Origin of the sequence: Pelomonas aquatica (assembly GCF_026712205.1) — a bacterium.
Taxonomy (GTDB): Bacteria; Pseudomonadota; Gammaproteobacteria; order Burkholderiales; family Burkholderiaceae_C; genus Pelomonas; species Pelomonas aquatica.
This window is the reverse complement of record NZ_JAPPUW010000003.1, coordinates 1-18311: the sequence shown is the minus strand read 5'-3', so window position 1 is coordinate 18311 and position 18311 is coordinate 1. Positions and strand designations below refer to the sequence as shown.

Sequence of the window (18311 nt, the reverse complement as noted above, 5' to 3'; positions counted from 1 at the left end):
CGGAGCAGAACATCCATGAAAAAGCTGATCGCCCTGCTGCTGGCCTCCCTGAGCCTTGCCGGCGCCGTCCAGGCCAATACCGGTGGCATGGAGTGGGACAAGTTCCCGAAGGAGAAGATGTCGGACATGGCCGCGCTGCAGACCGGCGCCAAGCTGTTCGTCAACTACTGCCTGAACTGCCATTCCGCCGCCTACATGCGCTACAACCGCATGCGCGACATCGGCCTGACGGAAGTCGAGATCAAGAACAACCTGCTGTTCGCCGCCGACAAGGTCGGCGAGACCATGAAGGTCAGCCTCGATCCCAGGGAAGCCAAGGCCTGGTTTGGCGCCAACCCGCCGGACCTGTCCGTCATCGCCCGCTCGCGTGCCGACGGCGCCAAGGGCTCGGGTGCAGACTACCTCTACACCTATATGCGGAGCTTCTACCGCGACGACACCAAGGCCACCGGCTGGAACAACCTGGCCTTCCCGAGCGTCGCGATGCCGCATGTGATGTGGGAATTGCAGGGCCAGCGCGCCGCCAGGTTCGAGGAAGCCGCCGACCCGCACGACCATGAAAAGAAGGTCCATGTCTTCGCCGGCTACGAGCAGCTGACGCCCGGCAAGCTGACCGAGCACCAGTACGACGAGGCGGTGGCCGACCTCGTCGCCTATCTGCAGTGGATGGGTGAGCCGGCCCAGGGCCAGCGCTTCCAGCTGGGCGTGGTCGTGCTGATCTTCCTCGGCCTCCTGACCGTATTTGCGTGGCGGCTGAACGCCTCGTTCTGGAAGGACGTGAAGTAAGCACCGTCCTTCCCGGCACCGCCTCAGGCGGCGCCGAACCACGCAGTGGGGCGCGCCTCGGCCACCCACTGCGTTTGCTTTTTCAGCGCGGCAGCCGTCGCGCGTTTTGATTGACTGACCCCTCGGGAGCCCAAGCCATGATGGTCCTCTACTCTGGAACCACCGACCCCTACTCGCACCGCTGCCGTTTCGTGCTGTTCGAGAAAGGCATGGACTTCGAGATCCGCGACGTTGACCTGTTCGCGAAGCCTGAAGACATCGCTCTGATGAACCCGTACAACGAGGTGCCCATCCTCGTCGAGCGCGACCTCATCCTGTACGAATCGCACATCATCAACGAGTACATCGACGAGCGCTTCCCGCACCCGCAGCTGATGCCCGGCGACCCGGTCGCCCGCGCCCGCGTGCGCCTGTTCCTGCTGAACTTCGAGAAGGAGCTGTTCGCCCACGTGAACATCCTCGAAGGCCGCGGCACGACGACCAAGGCGACGGACAAGCAGCTGGAAAAGGCCCGCTCGCAGATCCGCGACCGCCTGACCCAGCTCGCGCCCATCTTCCTGAAGAACAAGTACATGCTGGGCGACGACTTCTCGATGCTCGACGTGGCCATCGCCCCGCTGCTGTGGCGCCTGGACTACTACGGCATCGACATGTCCAAGAACGCGCTGCCGCTGTTGAAGTACGCCGAGCGCATCTTCAGCCGTCCGGCCTACATCGAGGCGCTGACGCCGTCCGAAAAGGTCATGCGCCGCTGATGGACCAGACCCCCGCTTCCGGCGGCGCGGGTGGGGGCACGTCCACCCGCCCCTACCTGATTCGCGCGCTGCACGACTGGTGCACGGACAACGGCTTCACGCCCTATATCGCGGTCCACGTCGACCGCTCGGTGCAGGTGCCGATGGAATACGTGTCCAACAACGAGATCGTGCTGAACATCGGCTTCGACGCGACCAGCGGCCTGGACCTCGGCAACGAGTTCATCCAGTTCAAGGCCCGCTTCGGCGGTGTCGCGCGCGAGATCGTCGTGCCGGTGGGCCATGTCGTCGCCATCTACGCCCGCGAAAACGGCCAGGGCATGGCCTTCCCGGCGCCGGAGTCGCCGCAGGAGGGCGCGCCGCCGCCGCCCCTGCCCGCGGCCGAGCCTCGCCGTGGGCTGCGCCTCGCATCCGAGAGCCACGAAGGCGAGCCCGACGACGAACCGCCGCCCGAAACGCCTGGTGGTGGTGCGCGCCCTGCGCTGAAGCGCGTGAAATGACGCTCCTGCGCGAAGAGCGTGCGGCAAGCGCCTAGAATCGCGCCCTGTTTTTCGCCGGCTTAGCTCAGTTGGTAGAGCAACCGCCTTGTAAGCGGTAGGTCATCAGTTCGAATCCGATAGCCGGCACCAAAAGCGACCCACTGCCCGACGGCAGTGGGTTTTTCACTTCTGCATCAGCTTCAAACGGATGCGTCCGGGCAACCCGGCCTGGGCCAGCAGGCCCTCCAGGCGCGGCAGCAGATGCCGCAGCTTGGCCGCGACGGCGGCGTTGGCGGCCAGCAGGCTCCAGCCGTCCTCGTCGATCGGCCCCGGCTGCAGGCTGGCCAGCAGCGTTCCGGGCAGGGCCGGTGCGATGACGCGCAGGCGCCGCCGCGAGGCTTCAAGCCGCGCGCCGAGCTGGTTCAGGCCCTCGTGGGCGCGCAGGGCGTCGGCCACCGGCATCGGCGACGGCACGCTGGCGCGCTGGCTCCGGGGGGCGAGATAGCGGGGCGCGGTGGACATGGCCGGAGTGTAGTCAGCCGGCTGGCGCCGCGGGCTGCGCCAGGGCGTCGCGCCCTGCGCCAGGGCGTCGCGCCCTGCCCCACTGCTAAACTGCGCCGTTTTGCGCGGCCGGGCAGGCCCTTCTTGCAATGCCCCGCCGCGACCCCAGATTCGCGCCTCGCGCCGGCCGCCCCGCCGGCCGCCCGTCAGCCTCATTCATCGCAGCATGTTGCCCAAGCTTCTCACCTCGATTTTCGGCAGCCGCAACGAGCGTTTGCTTAAGCTTTATCGCCGCACCGTGCAGCAGATCAATGCGCTGGAGCCGAAATACGAGGCGCTGAGCGACGACGAACTGCGCGCGCAGACGGCCGAGTTCAAGCAGCGCCTGGCCGGCGGCGCCACGGTCGACGACATCCTGCCCGAGGCCTTTGCCGTCTGCCGCGAAGGCAGCAAGCGCGCGCTGAAGATGCGCCACTTCGACGTGCAGCTGATCGGCGGCATGGTGCTCAACGCCGGCAAGGTCGCCGAAATGCGCACCGGCGAAGGCAAGACGCTGATGGCCACGCTGCCCGTCTACCTGAACGCGCTGACGGGCAAGGGCGTCCACGTCGTCACGGTCAACGACTACCTCGCGCGCCGCGACGCCGAGTGGATGGCCAGGCTCTACAACTTCCTGGGCCTGACGGTCGGCATCAACCTGCCGCAGATGCCGCGCGAGCAGAAGCAGGCCGCCTACGCCGCCGACGTCACCTACGGCACCAACAACGAGTATGGCTTCGACTACCTGCGCGACAACATGGTCTACGAGACGGCCGACCGCGTGCAGCGCGGCCTGGCCTACGCCATCGTCGACGAGGTGGACTCCATCCTGATCGACGAGGCGCGCACGCCGCTGATCATCTCGGGCCAGGCCGACGACCATACCGACGTCTACCTGAAGATCAACGCCGTCGTGCCGGGCCTGAAGAAGCAGATCGGCGAGCTGGATCCGCGCACCGGCGAAGGCGTCATCGAGCCGGGCGACTTCACGGTGGACGAAAAATCCCACCAGATCCACCTGACCGAGGACGGCCACGAGGTCGCCGAGCGCCTGCTGACCCAGGCCGGCCTGATCCCCGAAGGCGCCAGCCTCTACGACGCGGCCAACATCACGCTGATGCATCACCTGAATGCAGCGCTGCGGGCCCACCACGTCTATCACAAGGACCAGAGCTACGTCGTGCAGAACGGCGAGGTCATCATCGTCGACGAGTTCACCGGCCGCCTGATGTCGGGCCGCCGCTGGAGCGACGGCCTGCACCAGGCCGTCGAGGCCAAGGAAGGCGTGGCCATCCAGGCCGAGAACCAGACGCTGGCCTCCATCACCTTCCAGAACTACTTCCGCATGTACGGCAAGCTGTCCGGCATGACGGGCACGGCCGACACCGAGGCCTACGAGTTCCAGGAGATCTACGGCCTCGAGACCGTCGTCATCCCGCCGAACCGCCCGACCATCCGCAAGGACGAGCTGGACCTGGTCTACAAGACCGACAAGGAAAAGTACGACGCCGTCATCCAGGACATCCGTGCCTGCCACGAGCGCGGCCAGCCGGTGCTGGTGGGCACGACATCCATCGAGAACTCCGAGCTGATCTCCAAGCTGCTGCAGGCCGCCAAGCTGCCGCACAACGTGCTGAACGCCAAGCAGCACGCCAAGGAGGCCGAGATCGTCGCCCAGGCCGGCCGCCCCGGCGTCATCACCATCGCGACCAATATGGCCGGCCGCGGCACCGACATCGTGCTGGGCGGCAACGTCGAGAAGCAGGTCCAGTTCATCGAAGCCGACGAGGCCATCCCGGCCGACGAGAAGGCCCGCCGCATCCAGCAGCTGCACGACGAGTGGCAGGGCTTGCACGACAAGGTCAAGGCCGAGGGCGGCCTGCGCATCATCGCGACCGAGCGCCACGAGAGCCGCCGCATCGACAACCAGCTGCGCGGCCGCTCGGGCCGCCAGGGCGACCCTGGCAGCTCGCGCTTCTACCTGTCGCTGGACGACCAGCTGATGCGCATCTTCGCCGGCGAGCGCGTACGCGCCATCATGGACCGGCTCAAGATGCCCGAGGGCGAGGCCATCGAGGCCGGCATCGTCACGCGCAGCATCGAAGGCGCGCAGCGCAAGGTCGAGGCCCGCAACTTCGACATCCGCAAGCAGCTGCTCGAATACGACGACGTGTCGAACGACCAGCGCAAGGTCATCTACCAGCAGCGCAACGACATCCTCGAGGCCGAGGCCCTGGTCGCCCAGATCGCATCGCTGCGCGCCTCCACGCTGACCGACGTCGTGCGCAGCTTCGTGCCGGCCGAGAGCCTGGAAGAGCAGTGGGATCTGCCTGGCCTGGAGCAGGTGCTGCAGACCGAATGGCAGATCGGCCTCTCGCTGGCCGACCTCGTCAAGAAGAGCGAGTCCATCAGCGACGAGGACATCGTCGAGGCCGTCGTCAAGGCCGGCGACGAGCTGTTCCAAAGCAAGCTGGACCGTGTCGGCATCGAGCAGTTCAACCCCTTCATGCGCATGGTGCTGCTGCAGAGCATCGACCAGCGCTGGCGCGAGCACCTGGCCGCGCTGGACTATCTGCGCCAGGGCATCCACCTGCGCGGCTACGCCCAGAAGAACCCCAAGCAGGAATACAAGCGCGAGGCCTTCGAGCTGTTCTCCCAACTGCTCGACCTGGTGAAGATGGAGGTCACCCGCACGCTGCTGAACGTGCGCATCCAGAGCCAGGAAGAGGCCAACCAGGCCGCCGAGGCCATGGAGCAGCGCGCTGCAGGCGTGTCCAACGTGACCTACCAGCATCCCAACGAGGACGGCTCCGTCAGCCAGGACGTCGACCCCGAAACCCTGCTGGCCCAGTACGGCCATGTCGGCCGCAACGACCCCTGCCCCTGCGGCAGCGGCAAGAAATTCAAGCTCTGCCACGGCAAGCTGGCCTGACGGCCGGGCGCCCGAACCCCTGCACGGGCCGGCTCAGCCGGCCCGTTTTCATGGGGAGGCGCTGTCGGGCGCCTCGCTTATCCAGGGGGAAATCCGTGCGTTTGGGCACGGTCGGCGGCCTGGGCCACGCGCATGGGGGGTGCTCACCCCGCGCGCATCCCCCTAGAGTGCAGTCCAAGACAGCCCCAAACTCGGGGTTAACCCGATAGAAATATCAGAAAGCATGTTATGAAAGCCCTGTTCGCAGCTGCTGCAATCGTCCTGGCCACCGGTGCGTCGGCCAACACGGTCAGCTTCAGCAACTACGGTCACCAGGACCTCACCGGGCTTGGCCAGGACTTTGACGACATCTACACGTTCGACCTGGCCGGCAACACCTGGGTCAGCGGGCTGCTGACGACCGGTACGCTGCTGGGCAATGCACCGGCCATCGACATCCGGCAGGTGACGCTGAGCCACCTGGGTAACAGCATTACCTGGCAGGAGACGCTCAATATCGATTGGAACGTCGCGCCCGACGGCGTCGAGCAATGGGCGTTGGCGCCCCAGTCGCTGGGTGCTGGCCAGTGGACGCTTGAGGTGGTCGGCACGTCCTACGCCGACAAGACCGGCAACGGCTATGTCGCCAACGTCGAGCTGCCGGAGCCCGGCAGCGTGGCACTGGCTGCGCTGGCCTTGGCCGGCGCCGGCCTGACGAGCACCCGCCGCCGCAAGGCCTGAGCCCTCCGGAGGCATCGGAAGACCGACATGATGAAAAGCATCGTAGTTGCAGGCCTCTTCGCCGCGGGCGCTCTGGCCGCCCAGGCCGCGGATGCCGCGACCACCGTCAACATCAAGTGGCAGGGGCTGGACACTTCGGGCGTGAAGCTCAGCACGATGGACACCACGCTGTCCAGCACCGTGCCGGTCACGAGCAACTATGCGACGACGGCCTTGAACTACAGCTACGCCGATACGGGTACGAGCTTCATCGCCTATTGCATCGAACCCAGCCAGGGCAACGGCCGCGCCAACATCACCCGCAGCTACGGCGTCGAGAGCTTCACCGGCGTGCAGGCCCAGAATCTGCAGGGCCTGTTCTCCACGGCCTACGCCGGCCTGTCGACCTACAACGACAAGGCGGCCTTCCAGCTCGCCGTGTGGGAAATGGTGCTTGAAACCGGCAGCGCGCTAGACGTGACCACCGGCAGCTTCCACCTTTCCAGCACCGACACCACCAGCGCCGCGGTCGCCAGCGAAGCCAACTCCTTTCTGGCGAACGCCCTGGCCTACAAGGGCCCGGCGCTGTACACCCTCACCAAGCTGACCAACCCGCAGCTGCAGGACCTGGTCACGGCCACGCCGCTGAGCGCCGTGCCCGAGCCCGAGAGCTATGCGCTGTTCCTGAGCGGCCTGGGCGTCGTCGGCCTGCTGGCCCGCCGCCGCATGCCGCGCTGATTGCGCCGCAAATCCTTGCAAAGGCTCCTTCGGGAGCCTTTGTCATTTCTACAATCCGCGCGCTTTCCCGAACTTTCTCCATCGAGCGCGCCATGCCCGTCAATCTCTTCGCCCCCGACCCCGCCTCTCTGTTGCCCGTGCCGGGCGTGCGCCTCGGCGTGGCGATGGCGGGTGTGCGCAAGGCCAACCGGCGCGACCTCAGCGTCATCGCGCTGGACGAGGGCGCGGCCGTGGCCGGCGTGTTCACGACCAACCGCTTCTGCGCCGCGCCGGTGCAGGTCTGCCGCGAGCACCTGGCCGCCGGCTCGTCCATCCGTGCTCTCGTCATCAACACCGGCAATGCCAACGCCGGCACCGGCGCCGACGGCTTGGCCCGTGCCCGCGCGACCTGCAAGGCGCTGGCCGACCTGCTCGGCTGCGCGCCCGCCCAGGTACTGCCTTTCTCGACGGGCGTCATCATGGAGACGCTGCCCGTCGACCGCATCGTCGCCGGCCTGCCCGCCGCGCTGGCCGCGCTGAAGGCCGACCACTGGGCCGAGGCCGCGGCCGGCATCATGACGACGGACACGGTCCCGAAGGCCGCGTCGCGCCGCATCCGGATCGGCGGCGTGGAGGTCACGCTGACCGGCATCTCCAAGGGCGCCGGCATGATCCGCCCCAATATGGCGACGATGCTGGGCTTCGTCGCGACCGACGCCAACATCGCGCCGGCCCTGCTGCAGCCGCTGGTGAAGGAGGCCGCCGACGCGTCCTTCAACCGCATCACCATCGACGGCGACACGTCGACCAACGACTGCTTCATGCTGATCGCCAGCCGCAGGGCCAGGCATGCCGAGATCACGTCGCTGGACGGCGCCGAGGCCCGCGCGCTGCGCGACGCGCTGGTCTCGCTGGCCCAGGAGCTGGCCCAGGCCATCGTCCGCGACGGCGAGGGCGCGACCAAGTTCATCACCGTCACCGTCGAGGGCGGCCGCGACGAGGCCGAGTGCAAGCTGGCGGCCTATGCCATCGCCCACTCGCCGCTGGTCAAGACGGCCTTCTTCGCCAGCGACCCCAATCTGGGCCGCATCCTGGCCGCCGTCGGCTACGCCGGCATCGCCGACCTGGACCAGGGCCTGATCGACCTGCACCTGGACGACGTGCACGTCGTCAGCCGCGGCGGCCGCCGGCCCGAGTACCGCGAGGAGGACGGCCAGCGCGTGATGCGGCAGACCGAGATCACGATCCGCGTCGGCCTGAACCGCGGCGCGGCCGGCGCCACCGTCTGGACCTGCGACCTCAGCCACGACTACGTCAGCATCAACGCCGACTATCGCAGCTGACGGGACTTCTGCACTGACCTCGCCCAGCGAGCTCTCGGGGTTTTTGCTGCCCCTGCCCGGGGGTTGTTTGAGCCTGGGTGAGGCCACTACCCTCGCGGCCTTTGGTGGCCACCAGCCTCCGATCCGACAGGTGCCGGCGATCTGCCGGCGCCCAGCATTGGGACGCAGTCTGCTGGCCTTCGTTCACCCTGAGAAAGGTCCCGATGTCGTTTCTCGACAAGCTGCTCTCCCGCGCGCTGCCGTTGGCCGCTGCGCTGTCCCTGGCCTCCGGCACGGCCAGCGCCGCATTGGTCTCCACCTTCGATGCCTTCGTCGCCGCCGGCGACGCGGTCCAGCACGGGCGCATCGCCCGCAACCAGGTTCCTCAGGACTGGGCGGGCGGTGAGGCCTTCGGCGGGGTGGTCAACCCCGGCGTCGCCTACCGCTACCACACCTACGACCTGGACCTGACCTCGCTGGAGGGCAAGGTGTCGTCCTACTACGGCGGCTTTGTCCAGGTCAGCTTCGACTCCCTTTCGCTCAACACCTTCCTGGCCGCCTACCTCGACAGCTACGACCCGACCTCCGCCGCCACGATGGCCTCCACCTGGCTGGGCGATCCCGGCACCAGCGGAAACTATTTCGGGACCGACCCGCTGTTCTTCCAGGTCTATGTGCCGCAGAACTCGCATCTGCTGCTCGTTCTCAACGACACGTCGGCGGCGGGGGCCGGCGTCAACCAGCATGGGACGGTCACCGTCGAGGCCTTCCAGAACGCCAACTTCGGGGAACTGCCCGAGCCCGGCTCCATGGCGCTGTGCTTCGGTGCATTGGTGAGCGCCGGCGCGGTCGGCCGCCGACGCAGGGGCTGAGCCCCGTCATCTGAGGCAGGCTGCGTCGCTGGACCGGCGACGAGCGCCTGCCGCCCCCTCAGAGATCCTCATAAGGAATTCCAGTCATGGCAAAGCGCAATTCGATCCGCAACACCGCCTTCGCCCTTGGCGCCGTGGCCCTGGCCGCCAGCCTCGCGGGCGTGGCCCAGGCCCAGACGGCCAGCGATCCCCAAGTCACCAGCCAGATGGCCGGCCTGCTCGCCGAGAAGGACGCGCGCAGCGCGACGCAGAGCAAGATCGGCTCCCAGCTCTGGTATGCCCTGCAGGCCGGCCGCGTGCCGTCCGACGACGCCCAACTCACCGTCTACGGCAGCGCCGTGGATGCCGTGAAGGCCGATGCGAACGGCATGGTCCGCGCGAGCGTGCGCGGCGACTTTGGCGACGGCAGCCTCGCCAGCTTCATCGCGGCCCAGGGCGGCCAGGTGCTCTACGTCGCCAGGAACAGGCAGAGCGCCCTGGTCTCCGTGCCGCTGAGCGCCGTGGAGGCCGTGGCCGGCAGCGCCGCCGTGGGCCGCATCGGCCTGGCCGCGCCGGCCAGCACCAATACCGGCTCCCTGACCTCCCAGGGCTATATCAGCCACAAGGCCAACCAGGTGGTGGCCTCGGGTTACGACGGCACCGGCGTGCGCATCGGCGTCATCTCCGATTCCGTGGACTATCTGCAGGCATTGATCGGCACCGGCGACCTGCCCGCCGACGCCGTGGTGGTGCCCGGCCAGAGCGGCAACACCGGCTCCAGCGAAGGGACGGCGATGATGGAAATCGTCTACGACCTCGCGCCCGGCGCCAAGCTGTTCTTTGCCACCGCCTTCAATGGCGAGCAGAGCTTCGCGAACAACATCCGCACGCTGCGCGACGTCTACCACTGCGACATCATCGTGGACGACGTCAGCTACTTCGACGAGCCCGTCTTCCAGGACGGCGTCGTGGCGCAGGCGGTGAACGATGTCGTGGCGTCGGGCGCCCTGTACTTCTCCGCGGCGGCCAACAGCGGCAACCTGACCTCCGGAACCTCGGGAACCTGGGAAGGCGACTTCACGCCGGGCAGCGCCAGCGGTGGCGTGCTGCCCGCCGGCTATACGCTGCACCAGTTCAAGCCGGGCCAGGATTACAACGTCCTGACCGCCGGCAGCAAGTGGATCGGCCTGCACTGGTCCGACGCCTGGGGCAGCTCCGCCAACGACTACGACCTCTTCCTGCTGAATGCGGCCGGTACGGCCGTGCTCTGCGCATCGACCGATGTGCAGGCCGGCAGCGGCGACTCCATCGAGGCCTGCTACAACAGCAAGGGCTGGCCCGCGGGTTCCCGTATCGTGGTCGGCAAGAAGGCCGGTGCCGAGCCGCGTGCCATCCACATCGACACCCAGCGCGGTCGCCTGGCCGTCGCCACCTCGGGGGCCACGTTCGGCCACAACGGCGCTGCCAGCACCGTCAGCACGGCCGCCGTCTACTGGAACAGCGCGAGAACCGGCACCCGTCCCTTCGTCGGCGGCGCGGCCAACCCGACCGAGACCTTCAGCTCGGACGGCCCGCGCAAGATCTTCTTCCGCCCCGACGGCACGCCCATCACCCCGGGCAACTACCTGTTCGGGACCGGAGGGGGCCGGACCCTGAACAAGCCGGACATCGCCGCTGCCGACGGCGTGTCCACGCGGACGCCCGGTTTCCTGCCGTTCTTCGGCACGTCGGCGGCGGCGCCGCATGCCGCGGCCATCGCAGCCCTCGTGAAGAGCGCGCGGCCCGACTACACGAATGCGCAGATCCTGAACGCGCTGACGCAGACGACGCTGGACATCCGTGCCGTGGGCATCGACCGCGATTCCGGTGCGGGCCTCGTCATGGCGCGCGAGGCCGTCAACTACGCGCTGACCCACTGAACCCCAGCCCTGCGGGCGCATCGTGCCGGATGCGCCCGCCCTCCCGACGGCGACCGCGCAGCTGCTGCGCCGGTCGCCGTTTTCATGGGCTCGTTTCGCATGAACCGATGTCGCGCAGGGACTGGCTCGTCGCGTCCGGCCCCAGCGTCATGAAGCGACGCGCGACGGGCCTTTTCCTTGCCGCCCGCCGTTCGCCGCCGCCATGACCAACGGTCGCCGTCTCGGCGGCGCAGACAATTCCCGGCTCTTCTGGTGCCCGTCCTCCCGCATGAAACTCCGCCTGACTGCTCTTTCGCTCGCCGCCGTGTTCTCCACCACCGCCCAGGCCCAGGGCCTCGGCTACCCCGCCACCCGCAAGATCGAACAGATCGACGCCTACCACGGCATCGCCGTCGCCGACCCCTACCGCTGGCTGGAGGACGACAACAGCGCCGACACCAAGGCCTGGGTCGCGCAGCAGAACGAGGTCACGGACAAATTCCTCGCGGCCATGCCCCAGCGCCTGCCGGTGCGGCGCATCTACACCGAGCTCTACAACTTCGAGCGCTTCGGCATCCCCTTCCACGAGGGCGAGCGCTATTTCTGGAGCCGCAACGACGGCCTGCAGCAGCAGAACGTGCTCTACACGGCCAGGTCGCTGAAGGACGCGCCGCAGGTCGCGCTGGATCCCAACACCCTCAGCCGGGACGGCACCGTGGCGCTGGGTGGCGTGGTGCCCTCGCGCGACGGCAGGCTGCTGGCCTATGGCGTGGCCGGCGCGGGCTCGGACTGGCAGGTCTGGAAGGTGCGCGACCTCGCCACCGGCCAGGACCTCGCCGACAGGATCGACTGGGTCAAGTTCAGCAGCGCGGCCTGGACGGCGGACGGCAAGGGCTTCTTCTACGCCCGCTACGACGCGCCCAAGGAAGGCGACGCGCTCAAGGGCGCCAACTACTTCCAGAAGCTCTACTACCACCGCCTCGGCACCGCGCAGGCCGACGACGTCCTCGTCACCGAGAACCGCGACGACAAGGAATGGGGCTTCGGCGCCGAGGTGTCGGACGACGGCCAGCTGCTGCTCATCACGGTCTGGAAGAGCGCCGGCAGCAAGAACGGCCTGATGGTGCTGCCTCTGCCCAAGGGCGTATTCGCCGGCGGCAAGCCCCGGCCCGTCACGCTGGACTTCGACGCGCAGTACACGCCCATCCTCGCGGTGGGCGGCAAGCTGGTCGTCAAGACCGACAAGGGCGCGCCGCGCGGCCGCCTCGTCGCCATCGACCTGAAGAACCCCGCCCCGGCGGGCTGGAAGACGCTGGTGGCCGAAGGCCCCGACGCGATGACCGGCGCGTCGGCCGTCGGCGGCCGCTATCTGCTGAGCTATCTGCACGACGCCGCGACGCTGGTGCGCGTGCACGGGGCCGACGGCAGGCGCCTGTCCGAGGTGGCCCTGCCCGGCGTCGGCACGGCCAGCGGCTTCGGCGGCCATTGGGACGACCAGGAAACCTTCTTCAGCTACACCAGCCTGACGACACCGGCCGAGATCCACCGCTACGACGTCAAGACCGGCAGGATCGAGCTGTTCAAGGCGCCCAAGACCGCCTTCAACCCCGACGAGTTCGAGACCCGCCGCGAGTTCGTGACGAGCAAGGACGGCACGCGCTTGCCCGTCTTCATCGCCGCGAAGAAGGGCCTGAAGCTCGACGGCAGCAACCCGACGCTGCTCTACGGCTACGGCGGCTTCGACATCGCCATCACGCCGGCCTACAACGTCACCGCGGCCACCTGGCTGAAGATGGGCGGCGTCTACGTCATCGCCTCCCTCCGCGGCGGCGGCGAGTACGGCTCGGCCTGGCACGAGGCCGGCACCAAGCTGAAGAAGCAGAACGTCTTCGACGACTTCATCGCCGCCGGCGAATGGCTGGTCAAGAACAAGGTCGCCAGCCCGGCGACCCTGGCCATCAACGGCGGCAGCAACGGCGGCCTGCTCGTCGGCGCGGTCACCAACCAGCGCCCCGACCTGTTTGCCGCGGCCGTGCCCCAGGTCGGCGTGATGGACATGCTGCGCTACCAGAACTTCACCATCGGCTGGGCCTGGGCCACCGACTACGGCACCGGCGCCGACAGCAAGGAGATGTTCGACGCGCTGTATGCCTATTCGCCGGTGCACACCATCAAGAGCGGCGTGAAATACCCGGCCGTGCTGATCACGACCGGCGACCACGACGACCGCGTCGTGCCGGCGCACAGCTTCAAGTACGCCGCCACGCTGCAGGCCGCCGACACCGGCCCGGCGCCCAAGCTGATCCGCATCGAGACCAATGCCGGCCACGGCGCCGGCAAGCCCACCTCCAAGATCATCGAGGAGCGCGGCGACATCCTGGCCTTCATCGCCAACACGATGAAACTGGAAGTCAAGTGACGGCGGAGGCCGCCATCCGCGACCTGGGCGCCGGCGATGCCGATGCCCTGCTGGCCCTCTACCAGCACCTGAACGCCGGCGATGCGCCGCCCTCGCCCGAGGCGGTGCGCGCGGTGTTCGCGCATGCTGGCCTGCGCCACTTCGGCCTGTTCGTCGGCGACGCGCTGGTGGCGAGCTGCAACCTCGCCGTCTTGCCCAACCTGACGCGCGGCGGGCGCAGCCATGGCGTCATCGAGAACGTCGTCACCCATGCCGACCGGCGCGGCCGGGGCCACGGCCAGGCCGTCATCCGGCACGCCATAGCGCAGGCCTGGGCGGCCGGTTGCTACAAGGTCGTGCTGACCACCAGCCGCAAGGATCCGGCCGTGTGGGCCTTCTACGAGCGCTGCGGCTTCGACGGCGGCGACAAGCGCGCCTTCGTCATCCGCCGGCCGGCCGGCTGAGCCGGCTCAGAAGTTCACGGCCCTGGTCTTGAAGCCGCGCGCCACCAGCGTCGCGTTGATGAGCTGGGCCTGCTCGCGGCTCGGGAAGGGCCAGACGGCCGCGCGCCAGCCCTCGGGCGTCTGGATGACCTCGGCCTGCAGCGCATCCGGATCGCTGTGCAGGCCGGCGAGGCCGGCCTGCATCTTCTTCAGCAGCACCTCGGCGTCGGCCTTGCTGCCCGGCGGCCCGACGAGGGCGACGACGGCCCGGCCCGGCGCGGCGGCCATGCGTTCCAGGCGCGGGTCGGGGGGCGTGGCCTTGCCGGCCTGTGCCGGCCCGGCCTCGGAGGCCTTGTCGGCGGGTTTCTCGGCGGGCCTGTCGTCGCCAGGTTTCTCGGCATGCAGCGGCGGCCTGGCGATGCCGTCGGCGCGGCGCACGAGGTGGGGGCGGATGTCCGGCAGGGACGCCGCCTCGGCCTGCGGCGCGCTCGCCGCGGGTTCGGCGGGCGACGAGGCCGGCTCGGCCGCGGAGGCCGGCAGCGCCGCGGAGGCGGGGGCCGGTGCGGACGGCGCCGATGCCGGCGCGTCCGGCGCCGCCCGGGCCGGCGCCTCGTGGCGCGGCCACAGCGCCCAGGCCAGCGCCGCCGCGAGCAGGGCCAGCGCGCCGGCCGCCAGCCCGAAGCGCAGCGGATCCCAGATGCGGCGGCCGATGACCTGCGACGGGATGCCGCGGCCCGCCAGCACCCGCGTGCGGCCCCGGCCGGCGTCGATGCCGGCGCTCATCAGATAGAGCTCGAAGGGCCAGCCGCCATGCGCGCCGGCCAGCGACTCGTCGATGACGATGACCCGCCAGGGCCGGGCCTCGGGCTCCGCAGGTGCCTCGGCGAAGCCGTGGGCCAGCGCGAAGCGCTCGATGCGCGCCGGGCTCAGGCCGGGCAGGAATTTCTCGTTGAAGGCGCGCCACTGCGTTCGCGGCTGCCGCTTCAGCCGCCGGGCCAGCAGGCCCGACACGCGCTGCACGATGACGGACCAGCGCGACGGCGGCGGGTGGTCGTGCATCGCGTCGAAGGCGCTGACGACATCGGTCAGCACCGGCTCGATGCCGCCGGCCTGAGCGTCCGCGCGCACGAAGGGCAGGGCGACGACGCCGAGGGTGTGCACATCGCCCACGACTATGCGGCGCGCCAGCGGGTGGCGGTTGTGCCAGTCGACGATCTGTTCGGCCAGGCGCTCCATGACTTGTCGATCTTCTTCTAGTTGGCCCGCAAACGGCGGCCGGAACAGGGCCTGTAAATCAACCCAGATGCTTCAGCAGCCAGGCGTTCAGGTCCTCGATCTCCTCCATGCAGACCGAATGCTGCATCGGGTAGTCGTGCCACTCCACGTCGTGGCCGAGGGTGCGCAGCGCGTCGCGGCTGGCCGTGCCGCGCGCCGGCACGACGACCGGGTCCTGCCTGCCGTGGGCCATGAAGACGGGCAGGCCGGCGTTGGCCGTCGAGCGCTCCGCCGCCGTCGTGGCGGCCAGCGGCAAGTAACCCGACAGCCCGACGGCGCCCGCCAGGCGCTCGGGGTAGCGCAGCGCCGTCATCAGCGCCATCGCGCAGCCCTGCGAGAAGCCCATCAGCACGATGCGCTGCGCCGCCACGCCGCGTCGGCGCTCGCGATCGACCAGGGCCGCGATGGCGGCCTGCGACTCGCGCAGCCCGGCCTCGTCCTCGCGGCGCACGAGGTCGGTGCCGAGGATGTCGTACCAGGCCCGCATCACATAGCCGCCGTTGATCGTCACCGGCCGCTCGGGCGCATGCGGGAAGACGTAGCGCACGGCCCCGAGGGCGCGCAGGTCCAGCTCGCCGCAGATGGGCACGAAGTCGTGCCCGTCGGCGCCCAGGCCATGCAGCACGATCAGCGTCGTGCGCGGGTCGGGGGCGGTCTCGATCTCGTGGGTTTCAAGCATGGCGGGAGGTCCAGTCGGTGGCGAAGAGCTCGAAGCGGCGCTCGCCGTGGTCGTCGATGTGCAGCGGCCGCCAGCCGGCGCGGCGGTAGAAGGCGTCGGCGCGCGAACCGGGCTGGGTGCCCAGGCTCAGGCGCGGCAGGCCGGTGGCGAACAGCCAGTCGACCATCGCGTCGTGCAGCCGCCGGCCGTGGCCGCGACCGTGCTGGGCGGGGTCGACGAACAGCGCCCAGATATTGCCGTCGCGCGCGTCGCCGATGCAGAAGCCGGCAATGTGCCCGGGCGCCAGCTCGACGACCCAGCCGCGGCCGTGGTCTTCGAGATGAGCGTGCAGCTCGGCGTCGCCAATGCGGCCCGGCGTCAGCGTGTTCTCGGTGACGGCATAGCGCACGCGCCAGAGTTCGGCGGTGTCGGCGCGGGTGGCTTGTCGGAGGTGTGACATCCCGTCATTGTCGCGACAGCCGGCGGCGCCCCGCGCCGTCATGATGTCGGCTATGGGAAGCCTCTACCTCGTCCGCCACGGCCAGGCCAGCTTCGGCGCGGCCGACTACGACCAGCTCAGCGCCAAGGGCCATGAGCAATGCCGCCGCCTCGGCGCCTACTGGCGCGAGCGCGGCCAGCGCTTCGACGCCGTCTTCACCGGCACGCTGCGCCGCCACGCGCAGTCGCTGGCCGGCATCGTCGAAGGCTATGGCGAGGGCCTGCCCGCCGTCGCGCTGCCGGGCTTGAACGAGTACGACAGTGAGGCCGTCGTGCGCGCCATCCACCCCGGGCCGCTGGGGAAACCGAGCGACCCCGAGACGGTCAAGCAGCATTTCCGGCTGCTGCGCCAGGGCCTGCTGGCCTGGATGCGCGGCGAGACGGCGCCCGTGGGCATGCCGGCGCATGCCGACTTCGCGGCCGGCGTGGCCGATGTGCTCGCGCGCGTGCTGGCGCTGGGCGTGGGCCGGCATGTGCTCATCGTGTCCAGCGGCGGCCCGATCTCGACGGCGGTGGGCCAGGTGCTGGACACGCCGCCCGAGACGGTCGTCGAGCTGAACCTGCGCATCCGCAACTCGGCGCTGACCGAGTTCGCGTTCAACCCCAAGCGCCACCACCTCGTCACCTTCAATGCGCTGCCGCATCTGGACACGGCCGAGGCGCGCGGCTTGATGACTCACGCTTGAGACAATCCGGCTCGATGTTCACGAGCCTGATCACCCCGCCCCCCGCCGCCACCGCGCCCGCGCACGAGCGCTTCCTGCATCTCGTGCGCCTGGCGCTGGCCGGCGGCCGGTTCGGCAAGCTGCTGCTGTCCGGCCCGGTCGGCGATGACGAGGAGGTCGAGCGCCTGACCGTGCGGGCCATCGAGCTGCGCGGCGAAGCGGCGCTGAGCTTCCTGTGGCGGCACCGTACCAGGGACGTCACGAAGAACCATGCGCCCGAGGCCGGCCTGGCCGAGATCGCCGCGCTGCTCGGCGCGCGCTTTCGCAATGCCCATCTGCACACGGCCACCGAGGAGGTGCAGTTCGCCGTCAGCCGCAAGGGCCGCGAGACGCTGCGCGTCACGCGCGTCGACGGTGACGGCGACGCCGAGGCGCCAGCGCCCGCCGCCCACGACAAGGCCAAGCACCGGCCGCTGGACATGGCGCACACGGTCTGGTCGGCGCTGGGGCTGACGCATCTGGTGAAGGGCGAGCCGGCGCTGGTGCCGGCGATGGCGCGCAAGTGGAAGCAGATCAACCGCTTCGTCGAGATCCTGTCCTCGGCCGTCGACGAGGCCGGCCTGGCCGGCCCGGTGCGCGTGGCCGACTTCGGCTCGGGCAAGGGCTATCTGACCTTTGCCGTGCACGACTGGCTGCAGTCCCAGGGCCTGCAGCCGCGCGTGACCGGCATCGAGCTGCGCGACGACATGGTCAGGCTGTGCAACGCGGTCATCGAGGGGGAGCAGCTGGCCGGCATCCGGTTTGACCAGGGCGACGTGCGCACCCAGGCCGTGCAGCCGCTGGACCTGATGATCGCGCTGCACGCCTGCGACATCGCGACCGACCATGCGCTGCACGTCGGCCTGCAGTCGGGCGCCCGCATCATCATGAGCTCGCCCTGCTGCCACAAGGAGCTGCGCCCGCAGATGACGCTGCCGGCGGTGCTGCGCCCCATGCTCCAGCACGGCATCCACCTCGGCCAGGAGGCCGAGATGGTGACCGACTCGTTGCGTGCGCTGCTGCTTGAGAGCCAGGGCTACCGCACCCAGGTCTTCGAGTTCATCGCGCTGGAGCACACCAGCAAGAACAAGATGATCCTGGCCGTGAAGGCGCAAGGGCCCGCGGCCGAGGCCCTGGCCGCGCGCCGGGTCGAGCTGCTGGCGCAGATCGCCGAGATCAAGCGCTTCTACGGGCTGCGCGAGCAGCGGCTGGAGCAGTTGCTGGTGGCCGGTTAGCCCGAAGTTCCGGTCAATCAGGCCGTCAGATTGGCGACTGATCCCTTGCAGATCAACGAGTTAGGCCTTTGATCGGACTTCATTTTGTAGGCATGTAAATGCCTTGAATTCTCTTTATGTA

At 69.1% G+C, this 18311-nt stretch carries 17 protein-coding genes and 1 tRNA gene; 14 read left to right on the top strand and 4 right to left on the bottom strand.

Going from position 1 to position 18311, the window contains the following annotated elements; all coding sequences use genetic code 11:
* Window positions 1–15: 15 nt before the first annotated feature.
* The 4 genes from NYP07_RS03745 (at window position 16) to NYP07_RS03730 (ending at window position 2170) form a co-directional block, all read left to right on the top strand.
* Window positions 16–786: a cytochrome c1 gene (locus tag NYP07_RS03745; protein ID WP_268147600.1), complete on the top strand. Its 771-nt coding sequence runs from the start codon at window positions 16–18 to the stop codon at window positions 784–786.
* Window positions 787–923: 137 nt separating this feature from the next.
* Window positions 924–1541 (top strand): glutathione S-transferase N-terminal domain-containing protein, encoded by a 618-nt coding sequence (locus tag NYP07_RS03740; RefSeq protein ID WP_056192820.1) that lies wholly within the window; start codon window positions 924–926, stop codon window positions 1539–1541.
* The gene (locus tag NYP07_RS03735) at window positions 1541–2041 is read left to right on the top strand and encodes a ClpXP protease specificity-enhancing factor (protein WP_268147596.1); all 501 of its coding nucleotides are present in this window, start codon (window positions 1541–1543) and stop codon (window positions 2039–2041) included. The genes NYP07_RS03740 and NYP07_RS03735 overlap by 1 nt, the downstream gene beginning before the upstream one ends.
* Before the next feature lie 53 nt (window positions 2042–2094).
* Window positions 2095–2170: transfer RNA gene (locus tag NYP07_RS03730), tRNA-Thr, on the top strand.
* Between the two features lie 33 nt (window positions 2171–2203).
* Here NYP07_RS03730 and NYP07_RS03725 read toward each other — a convergent pair.
* Complete coding sequence (locus NYP07_RS03725) at window positions 2204–2542, bottom strand: hypothetical protein (RefSeq protein WP_268147594.1); 339 nt, start codon at window positions 2540–2542, stop codon at window positions 2204–2206.
* A gap of 205 nt (window positions 2543–2747) precedes the next feature.
* Between NYP07_RS03725 and secA the strand changes: the two genes are divergently transcribed.
* The 8 genes from secA (at window position 2748) to NYP07_RS03685 (ending at window position 13841) form a co-directional block, all read left to right on the top strand.
* Window positions 2748–5492, top strand: coding sequence for a preprotein translocase subunit SecA (secA, locus tag NYP07_RS03720; protein ID WP_268147592.1), 2745 nt, complete (start codon window positions 2748–2750; stop codon window positions 5490–5492).
* Between the two features lie 228 nt (window positions 5493–5720).
* Window positions 5721–6212 (top strand): hypothetical protein, encoded by a 492-nt coding sequence (locus NYP07_RS03715; protein ID WP_268147590.1) that lies wholly within the window; start codon window positions 5721–5723, stop codon window positions 6210–6212.
* A gap of 30 nt (window positions 6213–6242) precedes the next feature.
* On the top strand, window positions 6243–6929 hold the full coding sequence (locus tag NYP07_RS03710; protein WP_268147588.1) for a PEP-CTERM sorting domain-containing protein: 687 nt from the start codon (window positions 6243–6245) through the stop codon (window positions 6927–6929).
* 92 nt (window positions 6930–7021) lie between these two features.
* Window positions 7022–8251, top strand: coding sequence for a bifunctional glutamate N-acetyltransferase/amino-acid acetyltransferase ArgJ (gene argJ / locus NYP07_RS03705; protein ID WP_268147586.1), 1230 nt, complete (start codon window positions 7022–7024; stop codon window positions 8249–8251).
* A gap of 203 nt (window positions 8252–8454) precedes the next feature.
* Window positions 8455–9102 carry an MYXO-CTERM sorting domain-containing protein gene (locus NYP07_RS03700; RefSeq protein ID WP_268147584.1) on the top strand — a complete coding sequence of 216 codons (648 nt, stop codon included), beginning with the start codon at window positions 8455–8457 and terminating at the stop codon, window positions 9100–9102.
* Between the two features lie 86 nt (window positions 9103–9188).
* Complete coding sequence (locus tag NYP07_RS03695) at window positions 9189–11000, top strand: S8 family peptidase (RefSeq protein ID WP_268147582.1); 1812 nt, start codon at window positions 9189–9191, stop codon at window positions 10998–11000.
* Window positions 11001–11304: 304 nt separating this feature from the next.
* On the top strand, window positions 11305–13398 hold the full coding sequence (locus tag NYP07_RS03690) for a prolyl oligopeptidase family serine peptidase (RefSeq protein WP_268147580.1): 2094 nt from the start codon (window positions 11305–11307) through the stop codon (window positions 13396–13398).
* Complete coding sequence (locus NYP07_RS03685; RefSeq protein ID WP_268147578.1) at window positions 13395–13841, top strand: GNAT family N-acetyltransferase; 447 nt, start codon at window positions 13395–13397, stop codon at window positions 13839–13841. The genes NYP07_RS03690 and NYP07_RS03685 overlap by 4 nt, the downstream gene beginning before the upstream one ends.
* A gap of 6 nt (window positions 13842–13847) precedes the next feature.
* Here the strand turns inward: NYP07_RS03685 and NYP07_RS03680 are convergent, their stop codons facing one another.
* The 3 genes from NYP07_RS03680 to NYP07_RS03670 are packed head-to-tail and all read right to left on the bottom strand — an operon-like array spanning window position 13848 to window position 16213.
* Window positions 13848–15056, bottom strand: coding sequence for a hypothetical protein (locus tag NYP07_RS03680; RefSeq protein ID WP_268147576.1), 1209 nt, complete (start codon window positions 15054–15056; stop codon window positions 13848–13850).
* Between the two features lie 58 nt (window positions 15057–15114).
* Window positions 15115–15774, bottom strand: a complete 660-nt coding sequence (locus tag NYP07_RS03675; RefSeq protein WP_268147574.1) for an alpha/beta hydrolase — start codon at window positions 15772–15774, stop codon at window positions 15115–15117.
* Complete coding sequence (locus NYP07_RS03670; RefSeq protein WP_268147572.1) at window positions 15767–16213, bottom strand: GNAT family N-acetyltransferase; 447 nt, start codon at window positions 16211–16213, stop codon at window positions 15767–15769. Before NYP07_RS03670 ends, NYP07_RS03675 begins: the two co-directional genes overlap by 8 nt.
* 52 nt (window positions 16214–16265) lie before the next feature.
* Between NYP07_RS03670 and NYP07_RS03665 the strand changes: the two genes are divergently transcribed.
* Both NYP07_RS03665 and NYP07_RS03660 read left to right on the top strand, forming a co-directional pair.
* Window positions 16266–16937, top strand: coding sequence for a histidine phosphatase family protein (locus NYP07_RS03665; RefSeq protein ID WP_268147570.1), 672 nt, complete (start codon window positions 16266–16268; stop codon window positions 16935–16937).
* A gap of 14 nt (window positions 16938–16951) precedes the next feature.
* Window positions 16952–18190 (top strand): class I SAM-dependent methyltransferase, encoded by a 1239-nt coding sequence (locus NYP07_RS03660; RefSeq protein WP_268147568.1) that lies wholly within the window; start codon window positions 16952–16954, stop codon window positions 18188–18190.
* The last annotated feature ends 121 nt before the right edge of the window (window positions 18191–18311 follow it).